We start from the raw sequence: 20,722 nt of genomic DNA, 5'->3' as shown, positions 1-20,722 counted from the left end.
CACGGCACGGCGGGCTCCACGGAGGCGTCAGGACTCACCCGAGACAGTCGGGCGACGCGACGCGCTTCGTCGAATCACGGCCACCGCACGTCCGTGCGGTGTCCCTCGCCGAGGCAACCCGGGCATTCTAGCCAGGGTCGAGCGGGGAGCGGAAATCGCCTCAGGCCCGACCGTCGAACATCGAGGTGACCGAGCCGTCCTCGAAGACCTCCCGGATGGCGCGGCTGATCAGCGGTGCGATGGACAGCTCGGTGAGCTTGTCCAGCGCGCGCGCCTCCTCCGACAGCGGCAGCGTGTTGGTCACGACGACCTCCCTGGCCACCGAGGCGGACAGCCGCTCGATCGCCGGGCCGGAGAACAACCCGTGGGTCGCGGCGATGATGACGCTCGCGGCACCGTCGGCCATCAGGGCGTCGGCCGCCTGGCAGATCGTGCCGCCGGAGTCGATCATGTCGTCGACGAGCACGCAGGTGCGGCCCTTGACCTCGCCCACGACGCGCTTGGCCACCGACTGGTTGGGGCGGGTGATGTCGCGGGTCTTGTGGATGAACGCCAGCGGCACCCCGCCGAGGCTGTTCGACCAGTACTCCGCGACCTTGATGCGGCCGGCGTCGGGCGAGACGACGGCCAGCTCCTCGTCGCCGTACTTGTCGCGCACGTAGTCGGCCAGGATCGGCAGCGCCATCAGGTGGTCGACGGGGCCGTCGAAGAAGCCCTGGATCTGCGCCGTGTGCAGGTCGACCGCCATGAGCCGGTCGGCGCCGGCGGTCTTGAACAGGTCGGCCATCAGGCGGGCGGAGATCGGCTCACGGCCGCGGTGCTTCTTGTCCTGGCGCGCGTAGCCGTAGAAGGGCAGCACGACCGTGATCCGCTTGGCCGAGGCACGCTTGAGCGCGTCGACCATGATCAGGTGCTCCATGATCCACTCGTTGACCGGGGCCGTGTGGCTCTGGATGACGAAGGCGTCGCACCCGCGCACGCTCTCGGCGAAGCGGACGTAGATCTCGCTGTTGGCGAAGGCGTACGCCTCGGTCGGCACCAGCTCGGTGCCCAGGTTCTCGGCGATCTCCCCGGCGAGGGCGGGGTGCGCCCTGCCCGTGAAGACCATGAGGTTCTTCTGGGTGGCCTTCTGGATGCCGGTCATTCAGCTCTCCTGGGTGGTGGGGTGGGGGCGGAGGTATGCGGTGCCTGCCCGCTCGGCGCCTCGGAGGCCTGCGCCGCCAGCGCGGCCTCGGCGGCGGCGGCGGTCCTGGTGCCGGCCCGGCGCCGGGCGACCCAGCCGTCGACGTTGCGCTGACGGCTGCGGGCGACGGCGATCTGGCCGGGAGCGACGGTGCCCTCGATCGTCGACCCCGCGGCGACGTAGGCCCCGTCGGCGATGTGGACCGGCGCGACCAGCACGGAGTCGGAGCCGACGAAGGAGTGCCGCCCGACGGTGGTGTGGTGCTTGGCGACACCGTCGTAGTTGGCGAAGATCGTGCCGGCGCCGATGTTGGCACCCTCGCCGATCGTGGCGTCGCCGCAGTAGGTCAGGTGCGGCACCTTGGCGCCGTCACCGATCTGGGCGTTCTTGGTCTCGACGAAGCCGCCGATCTTGCCCCTGGCGCCCAGGACCGTGCCCGGACGCAGGTAGGAGAACGGTCCGACCGTCGCCTCGGCGCCGATGAGGGCGGCCTCGGCCTGGGTCCGGACGACGCTGGCGCCGTCGCCGACCTCGGTGTCGGTCAGCGTGGTGTCGGGCCCGATGACCGCGTCGGCACCGATCGTCGTGGCACCGAGCAGCTGGGTGCCGGGCCGCACCACCGTGTCGCGGCCGATCGTCACCTCGGCGTCGATCCAGGTCGTGTCCGGGTCGACGACGGTGACCCCCTCCCGCATCCAGTGCTCGACGGTGCGCCGGTTGAGCTCCTTGCCCAGGGCCGCCAGCTGCACGCGGTCGTTGACACCTTCCGTCTGCCACAGGTCGTCGACGAGGTGCGCGCTGACCTTGCGACCGTCCCGCCGGGCGATGGCGATGACGTCGGTGAGGTACTTCTCCCCCTGCGCGTTGTCGGTGCCGACCTCGGCGAGGGCCGCCCGCAGCACCTGCGCGTCGAAGGCGTAGATCCCGGAGTTGATCTCGCGGACGTCGACGACGTGCGCCAGGTCGTCGCCCGCCGAGCGGTGGGCCAGGGCGTCCTTGTACTCCATGATCGCCACCACGTCGCCGGCCTCGTCGCGCACCACCCGGCCGTAGGCCTTGGCGTCGTCGAGCTCGGCGGTGATCACGGTGACGGCGGCGCCGCTGCTCTCGTGGCGCTCGGTCAGCTCCACCAGCGTCTGCCCGGTCAGCAGGGGCACGTCCCCCATCGTCACCAGCACGGTGCCGGCGAGGTCGGCGGGCAGCGCGTCCAGCCCGCACTCGCAGGCCCGACCGGTGCCCTTGACCTCGTCCTGGTCGGCGACGACCACCTGCGGGTCGAGCTCGCCGACGTGCGCGGCGACCTGGTCCCGCTCGTGACGCACCACCACGGCGAGGTGCTGCGGGGAGGCCTGGCGCGCGGCATACAGGGCATGACCGAGCAGGGTGCGCCCGCCGATGCGGTGCAGGACCTTGGGGGTCGCTGACTTCATCCGGGTGCCTTCCCCGGCGGCCAGGACGATGACGGCGGCGGGATGGTGTGTCGTCACCCGCCCGACTCTACTTGGCATGATGGGCCGGTGACCTCCTCCCCGCCCAAGACCGCCACCCGCAACCGGATGACGGGCCCGCAGCGGCGCCAGCAGCTCATCTCGATCGGTCGGGCACTGTTCGCCGAGAAGGGTTTCGAGGGCACCAGCGTCGAGGAGATCGCGGCGACCGCGGGGGTCTCCAAGCCGGTGATCTACGAGCACTTCGGGGGCAAGGAGGGGCTCTACGCCGTCGTCGTCGACCGCGAGATCTCGGCGCTGCTGGGGCAGATCACCGACGCGCTGACCGAGCACGAGGGCAACGCCCGCGCGCTGCTGGAGGCGGCCGCGCTGGCCCTGCTCGACTACATCGAGACCTCGACCGACGGCTTCCGGATCCTCGTCCGCGACAGCCCGCCGGGGCAGTCGACCGGCTCCTTCGCGAGCCTGATCAGCGACATCGCCAGCCAGGTCGAGCACATCCTCGCCGCCGAGTTCAGGCGCCGCCGGCTCGACCCCAAGACCGCGCCGCTCTACGCCCAGATGCTGGTCGGGATGGTGGCGATCCCCGGAGGGTGGTGGCTGGACTCCCGGCGGATGAAGAAGGAGGACGTGGCCGCCCACCTCGTCAACCTCGCCTGGAACGGCCTGGCCGGCATGGAGGCCAAGCCGACCCTGCGCAGCCGCGCCCGCCGGGGCTGACCGTCCCGCCACGGACGGGTGCCCGGCCCACGGTGGCCTAGGCTTGGGTGGTCCTTCGGGACGTTCCCCGGTTGCTCTGCTGGCAGGGGCCGCCTGACTTTGAATCAGGATTAGCGACGAAGGTTCGATTCCTTCCCGGGGAGCCGCCGACCGCTCCGCCCGCTCGGGCTACCCGCGGGAGCCCCGCGACGGCGCCCGGCTCGGCTCGAGGTCGACGAGCAGTTCTTTCAGGTATGCCGCCAGGTCGGCCCTGCCCTCCACGTCCAGGACCGCGAGCAGCTCACGCTCACCCTCGAGCAGCGCCTCCAGCGCCCGGTCCGCGAGCCCAAGACCCTCGGGAGTGAGGGTGACGAGCACCGCCCGGCGGTCGCGCGGCGAGGTCTCGCGCCGCAGCAGCCCACGGTCGGCGAGCCGGTCGAGGCGGTTGGTCATCGTGCCGCTCGTCACCAGCGTCTCGCGCAGCAGGTCACCGGGCGTGAGCTGGTAGGGCTCTCCCGATCTGCGCAGCGCCGAGAGCACGTCGAACTCCCATGCCTCCAGGCCCTGCTCGGCAAACGCCCTCCGTCGCTCCAGGTCCAGCAGGCGCGCGAGCCGGGACACCCGGGAGAGCACCTCCAGCGGGGCGACGTCGAGGTCAGGACGCTCGCGGCGCCAGGCCTCGACGACAGCGTCCACCTCGTCGTCGACTCCCTCGCCGGCGCGCACCTGGCGTCCTTCGCGTCCCATGCCGACGAGACTAGTGCCGTGGTCGGCGGCCGACGCCCGGGTCGGGCGTGCGGACCGAGCTCGTCAGGGCCAGGATGGCGCCATGAGCGACGACCAGGCACGTGCACTGGAGATCGGCGGCCACCCGACCCACGTCCAGCGCGAGCACCGTCTCGCCAACGTCGGTTGGGTGGTCCTCGGACTCTTCGTCCTCGCGGGTCTCGTGGGGTTCCTGGGTGCCGGGCCCTGGAGCAACCGCACCACAGGCGCGGAGGGCGACGTCGTCCGTGTCGAGCACCAGCGGGTCAGCCACTACGAGGCCGAGGACGTCCTGACGATCCACGTGGCCGAGGAGGCCATCGACGGCGACACTCTCGACCTCGAGCTCACCGGCGACTGGCTCCGGGGCACCGACCTCTCCGCCGTCTTCCCGGAGCCGGACGCCCAGCGTGTCGTCCCCGGGGGCGCCGTGCTTGAGTTCGCCGTAGAACGTCCCGGCGACGTCGCGATCGTGCTGAGCTTCCGACCCCAGAAGCTCGGCGACCTCGAGCTGACCGCTGCGGCGGGCGGCTCGACCGTCACCGTCGACCAGTTCATCCTGCCCTGAGGAGGCCCCGTGGACGCCGTGCTCCGCGCTGTCGCGATCTACCTGATCCTGCTGGTCGTCTTCCGTCTCACCGGCAAGCGCACGCTCGCCCAGATCACGACCTTCGACCTGGTCATCCTGCTCATCGTCGGCGAGTCGACGCAGCAGGCGATGCTCGGCGAGGACTTCTCGATCGTGCACGCGACCCTGGTCATCGTCAGCCTGGTCCTGCTCCAACGGGGCAGCGACTACCTGGCCTGGAAGTTCGACGCCTTCGACCGCGTCACCGAGGGAGTCCCGTCGCTGCTGGTGTCCGACGGCGAGGTCCTGAAGAAGGCGCTGGCCGCGAACAAGGTCAAGGAGGCCGACATCCTGGAGGCGGCCCGCGACAAACAGGGGCTCGAACGCCTCGACCAGATCAAGTGGGCGGTGCTCGAGGCCTCGGGGCACATCACGATCGTCCCGAAGGACAAGGCAGCACCTCAGGCCTGACGGCCGTCGGGCCGCTAGCCCTCCGCCACGTCCGAGGCCTCGAGCCACTCGAGCTCCAGCGCCTCCTCCTGCTCGCCCAGCGTGCGCAGGGCCTCGGTCAGCTCGGCGAGCCGCGCCGGGTCCGTGGAGACCTGGACCATCTGCTCGTGGACGAGCGCCTCCTCGGCGTGGATGCGGTCGAGGGCCTTCTCGACCCTGGCCAGGGTCTTGCGCGCCTCTCGCACCTGCGCCGGGGTGTATGCCGCTGCCGCTGCGGGGCCGCCCGTGCCCGCCGGCGCCGCGGCGCGTGCCGGTGCCGCACCGCCGGAGGCGCGCAGCTGCTGGCGCAGCTCGAGGTACTGCTCGACGCCGCCCGGCAGGTCGCGCAGCGCCCGGTCCCCGAGCAGCGCCACCTGCCGGTCCGTCATCCGCTCCAGCAGGTAGCGGTCGTGGGAGACCACGATGAGCGTCCCGGCCCACCCGTCGAGCACGTCCTCCATCGAGGTCAGGGTGTCGATGTCGAGGTCGTTGGTGGGCTCGTCCAGCAGGAGGACGTTGGGCTCGTCCATGAGCAGCCGCACGAACTGCAGCCGTCGCCGCTCGCCACCGGACAGGTCACCCACGCGTGACTGCTGCCGCCCCCCGCTGAAGCCGAGCCGCTGCGCCAGCGAGGACGCCGAGACCTCCTTGCCGCCGATCGTCGTGAACGACCGCACCTCGGTGATCGCGTCGATCACCGTCCACCCGGCGAGCGGCTCGAGCTCGCGCAGCTCCTGGGTGAGGCAGGCGATCTTCACCGTCTTGCCGGTCTTGAGCTTGCCGGCCGCCAGCGGGTGATGCCCCTGCAGGACCCTCAGGAGGGTGGACTTGCCCGCGCCGTTGACCCCGACGATCCCGTAGCGGTCGCCCGGCCCGATCCGCCAGGTGACCTTGTCCAGCAACGTCTTCTCACCGGCCAGGACCGTCGCGTCGAGCAGGTCGAGCACGTCCTTGCCCAGCCGCGTCGTCGCGAACCGCACCAGCTCGACGGTGTCCCGCGGCGGCGGCTCCCCCTCGATGAGCTGGTTGGCCGCCTCGATGCGGAAGCGCGGCTTGCTCGTCCGCGCGGGGGCACCGCGTCGCAGCCAGGCCAGCTCCTTGCGGGCCAGGTTGGCCCGGCGCTCCTCGGTTACCTGCGCCACGCGGGCACGCTCGACCTTGGCGAGGACGTATGCGGCATACCCGCCCTCGTAGGTGTGCACGTGACCGTCCGCGACCTCCCAGGTGCGGGTCGAGACCGCGTCGAGGAACCAGCGGTCGTGCGTGACGACGAGCAGGGCGTTGCCGGGGCGGGGCCGCTTCGTCGACAGGTATGACGCGAGCCAGGCCACCCCCTCGACGTCGAGGTGGTTGGTCGGCTCGTCGAGCACGAGAAGGTCGGGGTCCTGGACGAGGAGTGCGGCGAGCGCCAGGCGGCGCCGTTCGCCCCCGGACATCGGGCCGACCTCGCGGTCCCAGCCGCCCAGGGCCTGCGCGTCGGTGCCCCCGAGCAGACCGGCCAGGATCTCTCGCACCCGCGCGTCCCCGGCCCACTCGTGCTCCGCGAGGTCTCCGAGCACGACGTCGGCCACCGTCGCCCGCGGGTCCAGCGCGTCGACCTGTCCCAGCATGCCGGTCGTCACCCCGCCCGTGCGGATCACCCGACCGCCGTCCAGCGGCCTCGTCCCGACGACGACGCCGAGCAGGCTCGACTTGCCACCGCCGTTGCGGCCGACCACGCCGATCCGGTCGCCGTCGAGGACACCGACGGACTCGTCGTCGAGGAGCACCTGGGTGCCGGCCAGCAGGTGGGCGTGGTCGAGCGCCACGAGGCTGGCGGGAGCAGGCATACGGGAACTCCTGGGACGGGGTGGGACGACCCCCGATCCTACGTCGCGCCCGTGAGCGGGTGGACTCAGCCGGAGACCGGGGGCACCGTCGGCCCGGCCGGGGCGGTGGCGCGCGACTGCACGAGCTGGGCCCCCGGCACGGGACCGATCGCGCGCAGGATGTCTCCGGCCGGCCCGCGGGCGGCGAGACCCACCGACAGGTCGATCGCCTCGGCCTGCGAGCCCACCAGGAACGCGACGGTGGGGCCCGAGCCGGAGACGATCCCGGCCCGTGCGCCCAGCTCCCGGCCGGCCTGCAGGACCTCGGCGAGGACCGGCTGCAGCGAGATCGCCGCCTCCTGCAGGTCGTTGCGCAGGTGCCCGGCCACCGCGTCCGCGTCCATCCGGCGCAGCGCCTGCATCAGCTCGCCCGACGGCGTGGGGGGCGGGATCTCCTCGCCCCGCTCCGCGCGGAGCCGGTCGCACTCCGCATAAACGGCCGGGGTCGACAGACCCAGCCCCTCCCCCGCCCACAGCACCCAGTGCAGCTCGCCGCGGGCGAGGACCGGCGTGACCTGCTCGCCACGGCCGGAGCCGATGGCGGTGCCTCCGTGCAGCAGGAACGGGATGTCGGAGCCGAGGCTGCCGGCGATCTCCTCGAGCAGGTCGTTCTCGACGTGGTCCAGTCCCCACAGCTCGCGGCAGGCCACGAGGGTTCCCGCGGCGTCGGCGCTGCCGCCGGCCATGCCCCCGGCGACGGGGATCTGCTTGTCGATGTCGATGCGGACGGGCGTGAGGCGGATGCCGCGGGGCCGGCGTCGGGCCAGGGCCTTGGCCGCGACCAGGGCGAGGTTGGAGTCGTCGGTGGGGACGCGGTCGGCATAGGGGCCGGTGACGTGCACCGACCAGGAGGTCGCGGCCTGCACGGTGATCCGGTCGTAGACGCTGACGGCGTGGAAGACGGTGGACAGCTCGTGGTAACCGTCGTCGCGCAGCGGCCCGACCGCCAGCTCGAGGTTGATCTTGCCGGGCACGCGGCAGCACACGACGCCCGACAGCTCCGCTGACCTCATGGCGTCACCATAGGCGAGGTGGGACCGCCGGTGTGGCCGCAGGGGTGGTCGATCACCCGAGTCGATCACCCGAGTCGATCACCCGGCCGCGCGCGCCCGCGCCGCTTCCGCGATGCGTGCGAAGTCCTCGACCCGGAGCACCTCGCCGCGCGCCCTCGGGTCCACCCCGGCAGCGCGCAGGATCTCCTCCGCCTCCGCCCCGGAGCCGGCCCAGCCGGAGAGCGCGGCGCGCAGGGTCTTGCGCCGCTGCGCGAAGGCCGCGTCGACCACCGCGAAGACCTCCTCGCGGGTCGCCGTGGTGCTGGGCGGGTCGCGCCGGACCATGCGGACCAGGCCGGAGTCCACGTTGGGCGCGGGCCAGAAGACGTTGCGGCCGATCCGTCCGGCCCCCGACACCTCGGCATACCAGGCTGCCTTGACGCTGGGCACGCCGTAGACCCGGCTGCCCGGCTGGGCGGCGAGCCGCTCGGCGACCTCGAGCTGGACCATGACCAGGACCTTCTCGATGGTCGGCACGGTCGCGAGCAGGTGCAGCACGACGGGGACCGCGACGTTGTAGGGCAGGTTGGCCACGAGCGCGGTGGGCTGCGGGCCCGGCAGGTCGCGCACCCGCAGGGCGTCGGTATGCAGCACCTCGAGGCGGTCGGCCAGGTCCGGCGCCAGCGCGGCGACCGTCCGGGGCAGCTGGCCCGCCAGTGCGGGGTCGATCTCGACGGCCGTCACCCGCCTGACGTGCGGCAGCAGCGCGAGCGTCAATGAGCCGAGCCCCGGACCCACCTCGAGGACCACGTCGCCGGCGGTGACCTCGGCGGCGCGGACGATGCGGCGGACCGTCCCCTTGTCGATGACGAAGTTCTGCCCCCATTGCTTGGTCGGCCTGATCCCCAGCTGGGACGCCAGGTCGCGGATCTCGGCAGGGCCGAGCAGGGTCTCGACTGCGGTCTCCTCGGGACTGGTCTCCTCGGGACTGGTCTCCTCGGGACTGGTCTCCTCGGGACTGGTCTCCTCGGGATGGGTCACGGCTGCATGATCCCACGCGAAGGCGATGACAGATGCTGGGTCCATGACCACCTACAGCAGTGAGCAGCCGGACCGTGCCGACCTGGACGCCACCGAGGGGCCTGCCGTGGTCATCTTCGGGACCACCTGGTGCGGCCACTGCCTGGCCGCCGACCGCTACCTCACGCCTGCCCTCGCGGCGCATCCGGAGGTGCCCGTCATCGCCGTCGAGGACGGCAAGGGGCGGCGGCTGGGTCGGTCCTACCGGGTGAAGCTCTGGCCGACGCTCATCTTCCTGCGCGACGGCGTGGAGGTCGACCGTGTCGTGCGCCCGACCGGCCGGGCGATGATCGACGCGCCGTTGGCGACGATCACCCAGGAGGGTCCCGCGACAACGTGACACTGCTTCCCCTCCGGAAGCAATCAGTCCGCTGCTTCCCCTCCGGAAGCAATCAGTCCGCTGCGTCCCCTCCGGAAGCAATCAGTCCGCTGCTTCCCCTCCGGCAGCAATCAGTCCGCCGCTTCCGGAGCGGACGCAGACTGTCAGTTGCTTCCGGAGCGGAAGCAGTCTCACGTGGGTCAAGGACCCCTGTCGGGCCGGGCTTCAGGACCAGGGCCCGTAGACTCGCTCGCTGTTGTCCGACAACGCCTGGCACAGCTGGGGGACGCTCGTGTTGAGGGTCGCGGCCATGGCCCGGACCGTGTGCGGGATGAGGTATGGCGCGTTGGCGCGGCCGCGGTGCGGGGTCGGGGTCAGGTAGGGAGCGTCCGTCTCGACCAGCAGGTGCTCCATGGGGGTCACCGCGAGCGCGTTGCGCAGGTCCTTGGCCGACCTGAAGGTCACGGTGCCGGCGAAGGAGAGGAAGTAACCCCGACGGACGCACTCACGGGCCATCTCCATGTCGCCCGAGTAGCAGTGCAGGACCGTCTTCTCGGGCGCGCCCTCCTCGGCGAGGATGCGCAGCACGTCGTCGTGGGCGTCGCGGTCGTGGATCTGGAGCGCGACGCCGAGCTCCTTGGCCAGCGCAATATGACGACGGAACGACTCCTGCTGCACCGCAACACCCTCGGGTCCCGTGCGGAAGTAGTCGAGACCGGTCTCCCCTATCACGCGGATCTTCGGATGCCTTGCCAGGGAGGCGATCTCGTCGAAGACCTCGTCGAGGTCCCCGGCCGCCTCGTGGCGGGGGACCTCGTTGGGATGGATGGCGACGCCGCCGAGCAGGGCCGGGTGGTCGTCGAGGAGCGAGACCGTCCAGCGGGCGGAGCCGATGTCGCAGCCGATCTGGACCAGGCGGTCGACGCCCACCGACGCGGCCTCGGCGATGATCTGCTCCACGGCGACGGCCGGGGAGTCGTCCCGCTGGATGTCGAGGTGACAGTGGTTGTCGACGACGGGCAGGGGGAGCCTGTCGGGCAGCTCCGGTCGCTCGGCGAGCCGCTGGTCGGTCACGACGCGTCGACCAGGCCGAGGCGCGCGCGCTCCTCGTCGACCACGGACGGGTCCAGCTTGGTGAAGATCGGTGACGGCTTAGCGACAGGGGCCCCCACGGTGACGGGTCGGTGCTCCCAGCGCGGGACGGCGGAGTACTCGCCGGTGATGACTGGGTAGTCAGGGCGTCCCGCGTCGTCGAGGTCGCTCACCTCCGCGATCTGCGGCATCGGCTGGAAGACGCCCTCCCCGCCCAGCGCCTGGTGCACCGCGGTGGAGCTGTGCGGCAGGTAGGGCGAGAGGATCGTGTTGAGGTCGACGACCGCCTGTGCGAGGACGTGGAGCACGGTGCCCAGCCGCTCGCGCTGGTCCTCACCCTTGAGCTTGAAGGGCTCGGTGGTCGAGACGTAGGCGTTGGCCTCGCCGACCAGCCGCATCGCCTCGGCCAGCCCGGCCTTCTGCTTGTGCGTGGCGATCAGGCCGCCGACCGTGTCGAACCCGGCCCGGACCTGGTCCAGCAGCGCCCGGTCCACGTCCTCCAGCTCGCCGGCCTGCGGGATCTCGCCGAAGTTCTTGGCGATCATCGAGGCCGTGCGGTTGACCAGGTTGCCCCAGGCGGCGACGAGCTCGGTGTTGGTGCGCTTGAGGAACTCCGACCAGGAGAAGTCCGAGTCCGCGGTCTCCGGGGCCGCCGCGGAAAGGAAGTAGCGCAGCGCGTCCGGCTGGTAGCGGTCGAGGACGTCCCGGACGTAGATCACCACCGCCCGCGAGGTGGAGAACTGCTTGCCCTCCATCGTCAGGAACTCGCTGGAGACGACCTCCGTCGGCAGGTTGAGCTCGCCGAACGGCCCCTGCTCCCCGCCCTTGGCTCCCCGACCGTTGTGCGCGAGCATCTCGGCCGGCCAGATCTGGGAGTGGAAGGTGATGTTGTCCTTACCCATGAAGTAGTAGGACAGCGCCTCCGGGTCGTTCCACCACTCGCGCCAGCGCTCGTCCTGGTCGCCGGGCAGCCGGCGCGCCCACTCCACCGAGGCCGCGAGGTAGCCGATGACCGCGTCGAACCACACGTAGAGACGCTTGTGGCTCTGGTCGCGCCAGCCGTCGAGCGGGACCGGGATGCCCCAGTCGATGTCGCGGGTCATCGCGCGCGGCCGGATCTCCTTGAGGATGTTCTTGGAGAAGGCGATGACGTTGGGCCGCCACAGGCCCGAGGCCTCGCGCTCGGCCAGCCACGCGGCCAACGCGTCGGCGAGCGCGGGCAGGTCGAGGAAGAAGTGCTGGGTGTCCTTGAACTCCGGCGTCTCGCCGTTCACCTTCGAGCGCGGGTCGATGAGGTCGGCCGGATCGAGCTGGTTGCCGCAGTTGTCACACTGGTCGCCGCGCGCCTCGCCATACCCGCAGATCGGGCAGGTGCCCTCGATGTAGCGGTCGGGCAGCGTCCGGCCCGTCGACGGGCTGATGGCGACCTGCTGGGTCTGCTCGATCATGTAGCCGTTGCGGTAGCAGGCCAGGAACATCTCCTGCACGACGGAGTACTGGTTGGCCGTGGTCGTGCGGGTGTAGAGGTCGTAGGAGACGCCCAGCCGCACCAGATCCTCGACGATCAGCCGGTGGTTGACGTCGATGAACTCCTGCGGGGTCATGCCCGCCTTGTCCGCCTGCACCAGGATCGGCGTGCCGTGCTCGTCGGAGCCGCTCACCATGAGCACGTCGTGACCCGCCATCCGCATGTAACGGCTGAAGACGTCGGAGGGGACGCCGAACCCGGCGACGTGACCGATGTGGCGCGGGCCGTTGGCGTACGGCCAGGCGACCGCGGTCAGGACATGGCTCATGGGGCCCCAGTCTAGGTCGCCTCTCCACCCACCCGACGCGTCCAGTGGTGGTCCATCAGGCGCGGCCAACCGTGGGCGCCCGCCGGAAGGTTGTCCCGCGGATGAGAGTCTGGAGGTATGCCGTCGGTCCGGGCCCCCGGTGACGTGCTCGTCCACCTGCGGCGGGCACGGGATCACATCGACCGTCACTACCGCGACCCGGTCGACCTGGACACCGTGGCGGCGATCGCGGGGCTGAGCAAGTACCACTTCCTGCGGATGTTCCGCCTGGCCTACGGGCGCACCCCGGGCGTCTATCTCTCCGAGCGACGGGTCGAGCGAGCGCAGGACCTGCTGCGCACGAGCAACCTCACGGTGACGGAGGTGTGCTTCGCCGTCGGCTTCAGCAGCCTGGGGTCGTTCAGCGGCCGGTTCCGTCAGATCACGGGCGAGACGCCGAGCGCCTACCAGCGCCGGTATGCCGAGTCCGGCGCCCCGCGCATCCCCGGCTGCTACGTGTTCATGTGGGGGCTGGCCGAGCGGGCCGACGGAGAGGCGGGGCCCGGTGCGAGGACCGCAACGCAGGAGAAGCCGGGGCGGGCAGGTGACGGCTAGCGTCGTGCCCATGATCACCAACGTCGCCCTCGTCAGCGTCTGGGTCACCGACCTGGACGAGTCCCTCGCCTTCTACACCGACGTCCTCGGCTTCGAGAAGGGCGACGACGTGCGGCTGGGCCCCGACTTCCGCTGGCTCACCGTCGTCCACCCCAACCAGCCCGAGCTGCACCTGCACCTCACCACCCCGGGAGAGCCGCTGTCCCCGGAGCTCATCGAGGCGATGAAGCGAGCCCAGGCACATGGCGGGCTTCCCGGCGTCGGGCTCAACGTCGCCGACTGCCGCAAGACCTACGAGGAGCTGAGCGCCAAGGGCGTGACCTTCCTCCAGGAGCCGACCGAGCGTCCCTACGGTGTCGAGGCGCTCATGCGCGACAACTCCGGCAACTGGATGCTGCTGGTGGAGAAGAAGGAGTTCGACCCCGAGGCGATGACCCTCGCCGACCTCGAGGGCTGACGCGAGCGCACGCCTGGACGCCGCGAGCACGCTGTCGCGCCGCGAGCGTCCCGCGAGGATCGTCACGTAGAAGTCGGGACCCCTCCCGACTCTCGCGTGACGATCCTCGCGGGACGCTCTCGGCACAGGCCGGCGGCTGCGCTCAGGGCAGCGGATCGATCCCGCGACTCTCCAGCCTTGCCCGCAGGACCAGCCCCACCACCACTGCGGCGCCGAGCACGACCGGGGCGGCGGCGGCGATCGTCATCTGGCCCCAGCCCTCGAGGTCCCGCCGCCCCGAGATGACCCACCCCGTGACGAGGAGACCGAGCGTCAGCGCCAGCGCGAGGACGAGGACCCCCCAGCCGTGGACGCGGTAGCTGCCGGCGACCCGCAGGGCGAGCAGCAGCCCTCCGAGCAGGAGCAGCAGGGCGACCGCGACGCGCCCGGGAGCGGGGACCGCTGCGGCCGCACCGACGCCCCACCCCCCGAGAGCGGCCAGCCAGCCGGCGAGGGCCGCGATCACCGCTCCCACGAGCACTCTCCCCGCCACACCCCTGCCGCCCCGCATCGTCATGGACGGGAGTGTAGCCACGATCGCGCACCGCCGATGGGAACCTCAGATCCGGTCTCCACCAGCCGATCCAACGACTAGCCTGTCGCTCGTGCTCGACCACGTCACCGCCGTCCGCTACGTCACGCCCCTGCGCGAGGGCGGCTCGATGCCCGGCGTGGTCGAGGGCGCCGACCTGGGCACCTACGTCGTGAAGTTCCGCGGCGCCGGCCAGGGACTCAAGGTCCTCGTCGCCGAGGTGGTCGTCGGCGAGCTGGCCCGGCGGCTCGAGCTGCCGGTGCCCCGCCTCGTGACGATCGACCTGCCGCCGGCGATGGCCCGTTACGAGGCCGACGAGGAGGTCCAGGACCTGCTCAACGCCTCGCCCGGCACCAACCTCGGCGTCGATCTCCTCCCCGGCGCGCTGGGGTATGACGGTTCTCGCCCCCCGGAGGAGGCGCTCGCCTCGCGCATCGTCTGGCTCGACGCGTTCACCGCCAACGTCGACCGCACCTGGTCCAACCCCAACCTGCTCACCTGGCACCGCAGGACCTGGCTCATCGACCACGGCGCGGCGCTCTACTTCCACCACTCCTGGCCGAGCAAGGCCCCCGACGCCGAGCGGTTCGCCCGGCAGCCCTTCCGCGTCGGCGCCGACGACCACGTCCTCGGAGCCGTCGCCACGGACCTGCCCCGCGCCCACGAGGCGCTCGCGCCGCTGGTCACCGCCGACCTCGTCACCGACGTGCTCGACCAGGTGCCGGACGAGTGGCTCGAGACCACGGACCACCTGCCGGACGCACCCGCGGTGCGCGCGGCATACCTCGAGCATCTGCTGGCGCGAGTCGAGACGCCGCAGGTCTGGCTGCCGGGAGGCGCGGCATGAGCACCACCGTGGACTACCAGTACGTCGTGCTGCGCCTCGTCCCCCGCGTCGAGCGCGAGGAGTTCATCAACGTCGGCGTCGTGCTCTACAGCCAGGAGGCCGAGTTCCTGCGCGGCGAGTTCGCGCTCGACGAGGCGCGCGCGTGGGCGCTCGACCCCGACCTGGACCTCGACGCGGTGCGCTCCGCGCTCGCCCAGGTATGCCGTGTCGCCGCCGGCGAGCACTCTCCCACCACGCCGCGGCTGGACAAGCTCGGCCCGCGGTTCGGGTGGCTCAGCGCGCCGCGCAGCACGATCGTCCAGCCGGGCCCGGTGCACGGCGGGACGACCGAGGACCCGGCCGCGACGCTGGAGCACCTCGTGCGGGTGCTGGTGCGGAGGTAGGTACCGGAAGGTCGGCGGCCACCAGGCCCCACCCCCAACCGGCCCGCCAGCTGTGCCGAACCCACTCACCTGAGTGGCTCAGGCACGGCATCACGGCCCCAGCCGTGCAGAACTCACTCACCTGAGTGGTCGCCCAGCAGCTTCTCGTCAGCCGGCCCCTGGACTCCACCGCTCGACCTGCCCGTTGACGAGACGACCGACAGCGGTGACCTCGTCGGCTGCGGCGGCGACCGAGGCGGCCGTCGCGATGCGCCCGTCCGCCAGCAGCACCTGCGCGACATCCACGGGTGTGACCCACCGGCCGGCGACCTCGACCCGCAGGTCCGTCAGCACGGCCGGGACCGGGTCGCCACCCGTCACGAGGACGACCGCGCCCCCAGCCAGGTCTCGCACGACCGGCCCGGCGAGGAGGTGGCCGTCACCGACCTCCAGAAGCCGCGCTCCGGAGTGCGCGACGAGAGCCAACGCCGGGTCGCGTGCCTCGACACGCGGCTGGAGGGATGCCGCCGTGCCGTCGGCGGTGTCCAGGGTGAAGAGGTCTGCGGAGTAGTCCTGGACGGTGTATGTCGTGCCGCCGAGACCGAACCGGACCGTGAGCTCCGTGGGACCTGTCGTGTCGGTCAGCACCACGGCCCGGCCGTCGAGCGTCGTGCTCGCCAGGTCCCCGCCGTCGACGGTCTCCACCCGTCCGGCACCGTCCGGCAGCAGGCTCAGCCCGACGGTGCCGTCCTCCGACGTCCATGAGCTGGATGCCAGCATCGCCGGCCCGTCGACGAACTGGCTCAGTCCGGTCTGCGGGGGAAGCCCCACCCAGGTGACGGTCACTGCATACCCCCAGACCGCGACGGACGGGTCGGACCACACGACAGCGTGCTCGTCACCGGCTCGCAGCTCGGCGGTCTCGAGGTCCCTGCCGGAAAGTGTCACGACGTCGTCGTGCCCCACGAGATAGACGTCGCGCACCGCGTCGGGCATCGGGACCACGTCGCCGGCCCAGACGGCATACGCGACCTGCTGCCCGTCCACGTCGGTGTGCCGCACGTCCGAGGGGCCACCGGGGTCGACCGGGCCGACGAGCGGCACCGACGCGACGACGCCTTCAGGCTCGACCCAGAGCGCCACCGTCAGGCGCTCGCCGGCGAAGACCTCCAGCCCCGGCACGGGCGACTCGGCCTGCACCTCCTCGACGACGGCGCCACCATCGGACAGGACGAGGGTCACCGCCCCGTCCGCCGTGGTCCTCGACAGCCGGACGTCGTAGGAGTGCCCCACCTGGTCGTCGTCGACGGTCTGGAATCCGTCGAACAGGGTTGCCTCGAAGGTCTCGCCCTCCTCGAAGACCGTGGTGGCGGGCTGGATCTCGCGCGTCCCGAGAAGGTCGGACCCACCCGTGAGACCGCCCCACACCGCGGCGACGACCGCGAGCGACCCTGCCAGCGCCCCGGCTGCGGTGGCGCGACGCCGGCGGACCCGCCCCCTGCCGGCGGCGAGCATGTCGTCCGCGTCCAGGTGCATCGCCGGCGCGTGGTGCACGGCACGGTCCAGCAGGTCGGTGATCTGCGGATCAGACATAGCGCTCCTCCTCGGTCGTGGCGAGCAGCGGACGCAGGCCCGCGAGGCCCTTGGACGTGTAGCCCTTGACGCTGCCGACGCTGATCCCCAGCGTGGCGGCGGTGTCCTTCTCGGACAGGTCCAGGTAGTGGCGCAGCACGACGCACTCGCGCTCGCGCGGTGACAGCCGCTGCAGCGCCCGCACCAGGTCCGTGGTCATGGGGTCGGTGGAGTATGCCGTCTCCGGCACCTCGTCCCGCAGCACCTCACGGCGGCGGCTGCGCCAGCGGTCGGTGTGCAGGTTGCTCAGGATCCTGCGGGCGTAGGCGAGCGGCCGGCCGTCGCGTACCTTGCGCCACCGGACGTAGACCCGGACGAAGGTCTCCTGCACCAGGTCCTCGGCCGCGTGCGCGTCCCCGGTCAGCAGCCAGGCGTAGGCCAGGAGCGTCGCTCTCGACGCGTCCACGAACTCGACGTAGGCCACGTCGTCACTGCTGCGCACCTGCTCACTCCCCTGCTCCGGGTCGCCCTATCTTCCCCCCGGTAACGGAGCGGGCCACCGGAAAGGTTGGGGGCCGCATCCTCCCGAGGGATGAGGCAGCACCTCCTCGCGGCTGACGACGCCCGGGGCGGAGCGGTGGGAGCGTCGTGGCGGGGCAGGCATCCTGCCTCCGGCGGGTGGTCCCGCCGCACGACTCGGAGGGAGCAGCACATGACACCGCAGGACGACCCGGGCACGGAGGAGATCAGGCCGGTGCCCCCGGGCCAGGAGGAGGCGTCCCTGCAGGACAGCCTCAGGCAGGCGGACGAGCAGCAGCGCAAGGACGGCAAGGCGCGGCTGGACAAGGAGCTCAAGGCGCTGGAGAGGGTGCAGGCCAAGCATGCGGCGAAGGCGGAGAAGGCGGCCGCCAAGGCCGGCGTCGACCGTGACGCCCTCCAGGCCGACCTGGAGGCGTTGCGCGGGCTGCCCGTGACCACCGAGGAGGAGGCGCGCGAGGCCGAGCGTCGCGGTGCCGCCATCGCGGAGCAGCACCGCCCGTCCCGCGACGACCTGCTCGCCGCCGCCGGCATCGACGCCGACGACCTGGCCGAGGAGCTGATGGCCACGGTGCAGGTGCCGGAGCATGCCCGGGCGGTGGGACGTCGCGGAGCCAAAGGTGGCGGGGGCCGACCTGCCACGGCCGGTGACGACAGCCTCGGCTGGGTCATGGAGGTGGAGTGATGGTCGCCCTGGTCGCCCCCTACGGGCTGAACTACAAGCGGGGAGACACCACCACGGCAGACCGCTCGACAGGACGCCTCTACAGCTACCAGTTCATCGCGATCGCCGGGTCCTACCAGAACGTCGCCCAGGTCGGCAGCGCCTTCTACGGCCCGTCCGGCACCCGGCTCATCCGGGCCGAGGCGGCCATCGACGTCGGGTGGTTCCGCGTCTGGACACCCGCGTTCTTCGGGTACTCCTCCGCTGAGGCGATCCTCAACCTGCGCATCATGAACGGCTCGCAGGTGGTCGCCCACGACCGGCGCAGCCTGGGACGCGCGATCGCAGCGGTCTTCTGGAACAGCGAGATCACCGCCAGGGACCTCAGCATCACGATGGCCACGGAGTTCTGGGGCGGCAGCGGGCGGCAGTACTCCGCGATGGTCGAGGTGGAGACCTGGGTCGGCGCCGGCGGGCCGTGGGCCTACGCCAGCGCCAGCTGCTCGGCCACGGTGAGGCAGATCGACGTGCGGGTGCTCTGACCGCTCCGCGGCGCGGAGAAAAGAACCACGGGGTATGCCGCGGAGGGAAGATCCGCGGCATACCCCGTGGTTGACTGGACCGACGTCCTCCGCCGGGGGACGCCGAGACGAAAGGCGAGGCACCTCATGCTCGCTGCCCTCACCGGAGCCGGCCTGTCCGCGGCCGCGGGGCTGAACGCCTACATCCCGTTCATCCTCGTGGCGCTCATCGCGCGGTACACCGACGTGATCAACCTGCCGCACCAGTACGCCTGGATCGAGTCGCCGTGGGCCATCGGGGTCGCCGCTGTGCTGCTGCTGTCCGAGGTGGTGCTCGACAAGGTCGCGCTCGTCGACCACGTCAACGACGCCGTCGGCACGTTCGTGCGCCCGGCGACCGGTGGCCTGATCTTCGCCGCGACCACCGCCGCCGAGGACTTCGAGCAGGGATCGTCGTTCATGCAGGACAACCCCTGGGTCGGGGTGCTGCTCGGCATCGTCACGGCGGGCATCGTGCACACCGGCAAGGCGGTCACCCGCCCGGTCGTCAACACCACGACAGGCGGCCTGGGCACCCCGGTCGTGTCGGCCGCCGAGGACGGGGTGTCGCTGACCCTGTCGCTCGTCGCGATCTTCCTGCCCGTGCTGGTGATCTTCCTGCTGCTGCTCCTGCTGTGGGCGCTCTTCGCGCTCTGGCGGCGGGCCCACCGCCGGCGCCGGACGCGTGAGGACCGGCTGATGAGCGACGCGGGCTACAGCTGAGGCTCCTGCCGGTCATCCGCGTCCGCGTCCCCGTCACCGTCCGCGTCACCGTCGTCGAGCGACGCCGGGCCGAGCATGGCCGCGGTGAACCCGGCGGCCAGGGCGAGCACGATGACGAGACCGCCCACGAGCAGGATCGTGCCGACGAGATGGCCGTCCGCCTGCTCCGCGATCGCCCGGCGGGCCCACGCCGTCCCACCCACCGAGGTGCCGACGACCGTGACCACGGCCGCGATCCGGCCCAGCGACAGCGCCCGGCGGCCGGCCACGAGCCAGCCCACGAGGACACCGATCACGGCCCCGAGCACGGCCAGCGCGACGGCCAGCCCGACGACGCGCGTGCTGTAGCCGGTGGTGCCGACCGGCAGCACCTGCGTGGTCGCCCAGGCGCAGAAGACCCCGGCAACGAGGCCGCCGAGCAGGCCGGAGACAAGTGCAGAGAGATTGGGGGACACGGGCTCCTCCGGGACACAAGACGGGCCCGACGCCGTTGTCGGACCACGCGCGTGACTATGCCGCATCACGGTCGGTCGCACAAGACCCCGGGGGGCGTGCGCGACGCATCGTGATGTCCTCGTGACCTGACCGCGCCGGCGCTCTCGCGCGAGCCGCTCAGCGGGCGGCGACCGCCCGGTCGTAGAGCTCCTTGGCCGACAGACCCGTGCTGGCCGCGAGGTCGCGGCACACGTCCTTCAGCCGCTCACCGGCCGCGGCACGGGCGAGGATCTCGGGCACGACGTCCTCGGGGTCGGGCGCCGTCAGCGCGGCCGGGTCCAGGCCCGCGACCACGACCGTGATCTCCCCCTTCACCCCCTCGGCGGCCCATCCCGCGAGCTCGCCCAGCCCGCCGCGCCGGACCTCCTCATAGGTCTTGGTCAGCTCGCGGCAGACCGCCGCCGGTCTGTCCGCGCCGAGCGCGTCCGCCATCGCGGTGAGCGTGGCCGCCAGCCGGTGCGGCGCCTCGAAGAAGACCATCGTCCGGGGCTCGGCCGCCAGCGCGGACAGGGACCGCGCCCGGTCGCCGGCCTTGCGCGGCAGGAAGCCCTCGAAGCAGAAGCGGTCCACCGGCAGACCGCTCACCGCCAGCGCCATGAGCACGGCCGAGGGCCCCGGCACACAGGTCACGGGCAGGTCGGCGGCCACGCACGCGGCGACGAGCCGGTAGCCGGGGTCGGAGACGGACGGCATACCGGCATCCGTGACCAGGAGCACCCGCGCACCCGCGGCGATCCTCTGGACCAGGTCCGGGGTCCGCGACGCCTCGTTGTGCTCGTGGTAGCTGACGATCTCGCCCCCGACGGTCACGCCGAGCCGTTCGGTCAGCCGCCGCAGCCGCCTCGTGTCCTCGGCGGCCACGACGTCGGCGCTCGCGAGCTCCTCGAGCAGCCGGGGGCTCGCGTCGCGGGCGTCCCCGATGGGCGTGGCGGCGAGGACGAGCGCGGAGGTCATGCACGCAGGGTATGCCGTGCCCCGCCCGGCCCCCGACCGGACAGGCGTTCCTGCCCGACCGGACAGGCGTTCCTGCCATCCCCGCCC

At 72.0% G+C, this 20,722-nt stretch carries 24 protein-coding genes and 1 tRNA gene; 12 read left to right on the top strand and 13 right to left on the bottom strand.

Annotated features, from left to right (window positions below; translation table 11 throughout):
* Window positions 1–160: 160 nt before the first annotated feature.
* Entirely contained in the window at window positions 161–1,144 is a 984-nt protein-coding gene (locus IEV65_RS01525) for a ribose-phosphate diphosphokinase (RefSeq protein ID WP_188427845.1), read from the bottom strand.
* Complete coding sequence (gene glmU, locus IEV65_RS01520; RefSeq protein ID WP_188427844.1) at window positions 1,141–2,670, bottom strand: bifunctional UDP-N-acetylglucosamine diphosphorylase/glucosamine-1-phosphate N-acetyltransferase GlmU; 1,530 nt, start codon at window positions 2,668–2,670, stop codon at window positions 1,141–1,143. Before glmU ends, IEV65_RS01525 begins: the two co-directional genes overlap by 4 nt.
* A 69-nt stretch (window positions 2,671–2,739) precedes the next feature.
* Here glmU and IEV65_RS01515 point away from each other — a divergent pair, with 69 nt between their 5' ends.
* Together IEV65_RS01515 and IEV65_RS01510 are read left to right on the top strand one after the other, a co-directional pair.
* Window positions 2,740–3,351, top strand: coding sequence for a TetR/AcrR family transcriptional regulator (locus IEV65_RS01515; protein ID WP_188429362.1), 612 nt, complete (start codon window positions 2,740–2,742; stop codon window positions 3,349–3,351).
* A 64-nt stretch (window positions 3,352–3,415) separates the two neighbouring features.
* A tRNA-Gln gene (locus IEV65_RS01510) sits at window positions 3,416–3,494 on the top strand.
* Between the two features lie 25 nt (window positions 3,495–3,519).
* Here the strand turns inward: IEV65_RS01510 and IEV65_RS01505 are convergent.
* Window positions 3,520–4,077 carry a MarR family winged helix-turn-helix transcriptional regulator gene (locus tag IEV65_RS01505; protein WP_188427843.1) on the bottom strand — a complete coding sequence of 186 codons (558 nt, stop codon included), beginning with the start codon at window positions 4,075–4,077 and terminating at the stop codon, window positions 3,520–3,522.
* Window positions 4,078–4,159: 82 nt separating this feature from the next.
* Here IEV65_RS01505 and IEV65_RS01500 point away from each other — a divergent pair, with 82 nt between their 5' ends.
* Both IEV65_RS01500 and IEV65_RS01495 read left to right on the top strand, forming a co-directional pair.
* Window positions 4,160–4,663, top strand: coding sequence for a hypothetical protein (locus IEV65_RS01500; RefSeq protein WP_188427842.1), 504 nt, complete (start codon window positions 4,160–4,162; stop codon window positions 4,661–4,663).
* 9 nt (window positions 4,664–4,672) lie between these two features.
* Entirely contained in the window at window positions 4,673–5,134 is a 462-nt protein-coding gene (locus tag IEV65_RS01495) for a DUF421 domain-containing protein (RefSeq protein WP_188427841.1), read from the top strand.
* Window positions 5,135–5,148: 14 nt separating this feature from the next.
* Here the strand turns inward: IEV65_RS01495 and IEV65_RS01490 are convergent, their stop codons facing one another.
* The 3 genes from IEV65_RS01490 to rsmA form a co-directional block, all read right to left on the bottom strand.
* Window positions 5,149–6,981: an ABC-F family ATP-binding cassette domain-containing protein gene (locus IEV65_RS01490; RefSeq protein WP_188427840.1), complete on the bottom strand. Its 1,833-nt coding sequence runs from the start codon at window positions 6,979–6,981 to the stop codon at window positions 5,149–5,151.
* Window positions 6,982–7,046: 65 nt separating this feature from the next.
* The gene (locus IEV65_RS01485) at window positions 7,047–8,033 is read right to left on the bottom strand and encodes a 4-(cytidine 5'-diphospho)-2-C-methyl-D-erythritol kinase (protein WP_188427839.1); all 987 of its coding nucleotides are present in this window, start codon (window positions 8,031–8,033) and stop codon (window positions 7,047–7,049) included.
* A gap of 78 nt (window positions 8,034–8,111) precedes the next feature.
* The gene (gene rsmA / locus IEV65_RS01480; RefSeq protein WP_229735035.1) at window positions 8,112–8,960 is read right to left on the bottom strand and encodes a 16S rRNA (adenine(1518)-N(6)/adenine(1519)-N(6))-dimethyltransferase RsmA; all 849 of its coding nucleotides are present in this window, start codon (window positions 8,958–8,960) and stop codon (window positions 8,112–8,114) included.
* A gap of 136 nt (window positions 8,961–9,096) precedes the next feature.
* Between rsmA and IEV65_RS01475 the strand changes: the two genes are divergently transcribed.
* The gene (locus IEV65_RS01475) at window positions 9,097–9,432 is read left to right on the top strand and encodes a thioredoxin family protein (RefSeq protein WP_188427837.1); all 336 of its coding nucleotides are present in this window, start codon (window positions 9,097–9,099) and stop codon (window positions 9,430–9,432) included.
* A 204-nt stretch (window positions 9,433–9,636) separates the two neighbouring features.
* Here IEV65_RS01475 and IEV65_RS01470 read toward each other — a convergent pair whose 3' ends face one another.
* A complete protein-coding gene (locus tag IEV65_RS01470) occupies window positions 9,637–10,485 on the bottom strand; it encodes a TatD family hydrolase (RefSeq protein WP_188427836.1) in 849 nt (282 codons plus the stop codon).
* Window positions 10,482–12,299, bottom strand: a complete 1,818-nt coding sequence (metG, locus tag IEV65_RS01465) for a methionine--tRNA ligase (protein WP_188427835.1) — start codon at window positions 12,297–12,299, stop codon at window positions 10,482–10,484. The genes IEV65_RS01470 and metG overlap by 4 nt, the downstream gene beginning before the upstream one ends.
* Before the next feature lie 117 nt (window positions 12,300–12,416).
* On the opposite strand from metG, the gene IEV65_RS01460 reads away from it, so the two are divergent.
* Window positions 12,417–12,893: a helix-turn-helix domain-containing protein gene (locus IEV65_RS01460; RefSeq protein WP_188427834.1), complete on the top strand. Its 477-nt coding sequence runs from the start codon at window positions 12,417–12,419 to the stop codon at window positions 12,891–12,893.
* A 10-nt stretch (window positions 12,894–12,903) separates the two neighbouring features.
* The gene (locus IEV65_RS01455; protein WP_188427833.1) at window positions 12,904–13,350 is read left to right on the top strand and encodes a VOC family protein; all 447 of its coding nucleotides are present in this window, start codon (window positions 12,904–12,906) and stop codon (window positions 13,348–13,350) included.
* A 142-nt stretch (window positions 13,351–13,492) separates the two neighbouring features.
* On the opposite strand, the gene IEV65_RS01450 is transcribed toward IEV65_RS01455, so the two are convergent.
* A complete protein-coding gene (locus IEV65_RS01450) occupies window positions 13,493–13,906 on the bottom strand; it encodes a hypothetical protein (protein WP_188427832.1) in 414 nt (137 codons plus the stop codon).
* Between the two features lie 88 nt (window positions 13,907–13,994).
* Between IEV65_RS01450 and IEV65_RS01445 the strand changes: the two genes are divergently transcribed.
* On the top strand, window positions 13,995–14,768 hold the full coding sequence (locus tag IEV65_RS01445) for a HipA family kinase (RefSeq protein WP_188427831.1): 774 nt from the start codon (window positions 13,995–13,997) through the stop codon (window positions 14,766–14,768).
* Window positions 14,765–15,151: a DUF3037 domain-containing protein gene (locus IEV65_RS01440; protein ID WP_188427830.1), complete on the top strand. Its 387-nt coding sequence runs from the start codon at window positions 14,765–14,767 to the stop codon at window positions 15,149–15,151. Before IEV65_RS01445 ends, IEV65_RS01440 begins: the two co-directional genes overlap by 4 nt.
* Window positions 15,152–15,298: 147 nt before the next feature.
* On the opposite strand, the gene IEV65_RS01435 is transcribed toward IEV65_RS01440, so the two are convergent.
* Entirely contained in the window at window positions 15,299–16,723 is a 1,425-nt protein-coding gene (locus IEV65_RS01435; RefSeq protein ID WP_188427829.1) for a hypothetical protein, read from the bottom strand.
* Window positions 16,716–17,204, bottom strand: coding sequence for a SigE family RNA polymerase sigma factor (locus IEV65_RS01430; RefSeq protein WP_229734779.1), 489 nt, complete (start codon window positions 17,202–17,204; stop codon window positions 16,716–16,718). The genes IEV65_RS01435 and IEV65_RS01430 overlap by 8 nt, the downstream gene beginning before the upstream one ends.
* A 210-nt stretch (window positions 17,205–17,414) precedes the next feature.
* Between IEV65_RS01430 and IEV65_RS01425 the strand changes: the two genes are divergently transcribed.
* The 3 genes from IEV65_RS01425 to IEV65_RS01415 all read left to right on the top strand — a co-directional run bounded on the left by IEV65_RS01425 (window position 17,415) and on the right by IEV65_RS01415 (window position 19,186).
* Window positions 17,415–17,924, top strand: coding sequence for a hypothetical protein (locus tag IEV65_RS01425; protein ID WP_188427828.1), 510 nt, complete (start codon window positions 17,415–17,417; stop codon window positions 17,922–17,924).
* Complete coding sequence (locus IEV65_RS01420; protein ID WP_188427827.1) at window positions 17,924–18,445, top strand: hypothetical protein; 522 nt, start codon at window positions 17,924–17,926, stop codon at window positions 18,443–18,445. The genes IEV65_RS01425 and IEV65_RS01420 overlap by 1 nt, the downstream gene beginning before the upstream one ends.
* Before the next feature lie 126 nt (window positions 18,446–18,571).
* On the top strand, window positions 18,572–19,186 hold the full coding sequence (locus IEV65_RS01415) for a DUF4126 domain-containing protein (protein ID WP_188427826.1): 615 nt from the start codon (window positions 18,572–18,574) through the stop codon (window positions 19,184–19,186).
* On the opposite strand, the gene IEV65_RS01410 is transcribed toward IEV65_RS01415, so the two are convergent.
* Window positions 19,177–19,641 (bottom strand): hypothetical protein, encoded by a 465-nt coding sequence (locus IEV65_RS01410; protein ID WP_188427825.1) that lies wholly within the window; start codon window positions 19,639–19,641, stop codon window positions 19,177–19,179. The genes IEV65_RS01415 and IEV65_RS01410 overlap by 10 nt on opposite strands.
* 157 nt (window positions 19,642–19,798) lie before the next feature.
* Entirely contained in the window at window positions 19,799–20,635 is an 837-nt protein-coding gene (gene rsmI / locus IEV65_RS01405; protein WP_188427824.1) for a 16S rRNA (cytidine(1402)-2'-O)-methyltransferase, read from the bottom strand.
* Between the last annotated feature and the right edge of the window lie 87 nt (window positions 20,636–20,722).

The sequence above is a fragment of the Ornithinimicrobium tianjinense genome (assembly GCF_014636495.1).
In the GTDB taxonomy this organism is placed as follows: domain Bacteria; phylum Actinomycetota; class Actinomycetes; order Actinomycetales; family Dermatophilaceae; genus Ornithinicoccus; species Ornithinicoccus tianjinensis.
The sequence above is the reverse complement of the archived record's forward strand: the minus strand, read 5'-3'. Positions and strand labels throughout refer to the sequence as shown.

Bases quoted from the DNA above. Each gene is read 5' to 3' on its own strand.
- IEV65_RS01485 (WP_188427839.1), bottom strand. From the start codon at position 8,033: ATGAGGTCAGCGGAGCTGTCGGGCGTCGTGTGCTGCCGCGTGCCCGGC.
- IEV65_RS01505 (WP_188427843.1), bottom strand. From the start codon at position 4,077: ATGGGACGCGAAGGACGCCAGGTGCGCGCCGGCGAGGGAGTCGACGAC.
- IEV65_RS01415 (WP_188427826.1), top strand. From the start codon at position 18,572: ATGCTCGCTGCCCTCACCGGAGCCGGCCTGTCCGCGGCCGCGGGGCTG.
- IEV65_RS01500 (WP_188427842.1), top strand. From the start codon at position 4,160: ATGAGCGACGACCAGGCACGTGCACTGGAGATCGGCGGCCACCCGACC.
- IEV65_RS01435 (WP_188427829.1), bottom strand. From the start codon at position 16,723: ATGTCTGATCCGCAGATCACCGACCTGCTGGACCGTGCCGTGCACCAC.
- IEV65_RS01455 (WP_188427833.1), top strand. From the start codon at position 12,904: ATGATCACCAACGTCGCCCTCGTCAGCGTCTGGGTCACCGACCTGGAC.
- rsmI (WP_188427824.1), bottom strand. From the start codon at position 20,635: ATGACCTCCGCGCTCGTCCTCGCCGCCACGCCCATCGGGGACGCCCGC.
- IEV65_RS01460 (WP_188427834.1), top strand. From the start codon at position 12,417: ATGCCGTCGGTCCGGGCCCCCGGTGACGTGCTCGTCCACCTGCGGCGG.
- IEV65_RS01440 (WP_188427830.1), top strand. From the start codon at position 14,765: ATGAGCACCACCGTGGACTACCAGTACGTCGTGCTGCGCCTCGTCCCC.
- IEV65_RS01490 (WP_188427840.1), bottom strand. From the start codon at position 6,981: ATGCCTGCTCCCGCCAGCCTCGTGGCGCTCGACCACGCCCACCTGCTG.
- IEV65_RS01450 (WP_188427832.1), bottom strand. From the start codon at position 13,906: ATGACGATGCGGGGCGGCAGGGGTGTGGCGGGGAGAGTGCTCGTGGGA.
- IEV65_RS01420 (WP_188427827.1), top strand. From the start codon at position 17,924: ATGGTCGCCCTGGTCGCCCCCTACGGGCTGAACTACAAGCGGGGAGAC.
- IEV65_RS01425 (WP_188427828.1), top strand. From the start codon at position 17,415: ATGACACCGCAGGACGACCCGGGCACGGAGGAGATCAGGCCGGTGCCC.
- IEV65_RS01475 (WP_188427837.1), top strand. From the start codon at position 9,097: ATGACCACCTACAGCAGTGAGCAGCCGGACCGTGCCGACCTGGACGCC.
- IEV65_RS01515 (WP_188429362.1), top strand. From the start codon at position 2,740: ATGACGGGCCCGCAGCGGCGCCAGCAGCTCATCTCGATCGGTCGGGCA.
- IEV65_RS01525 (WP_188427845.1), bottom strand. From the start codon at position 1,144: ATGACCGGCATCCAGAAGGCCACCCAGAAGAACCTCATGGTCTTCACG.
- metG (WP_188427835.1), bottom strand. From the start codon at position 12,299: ATGAGCCATGTCCTGACCGCGGTCGCCTGGCCGTACGCCAACGGCCCG.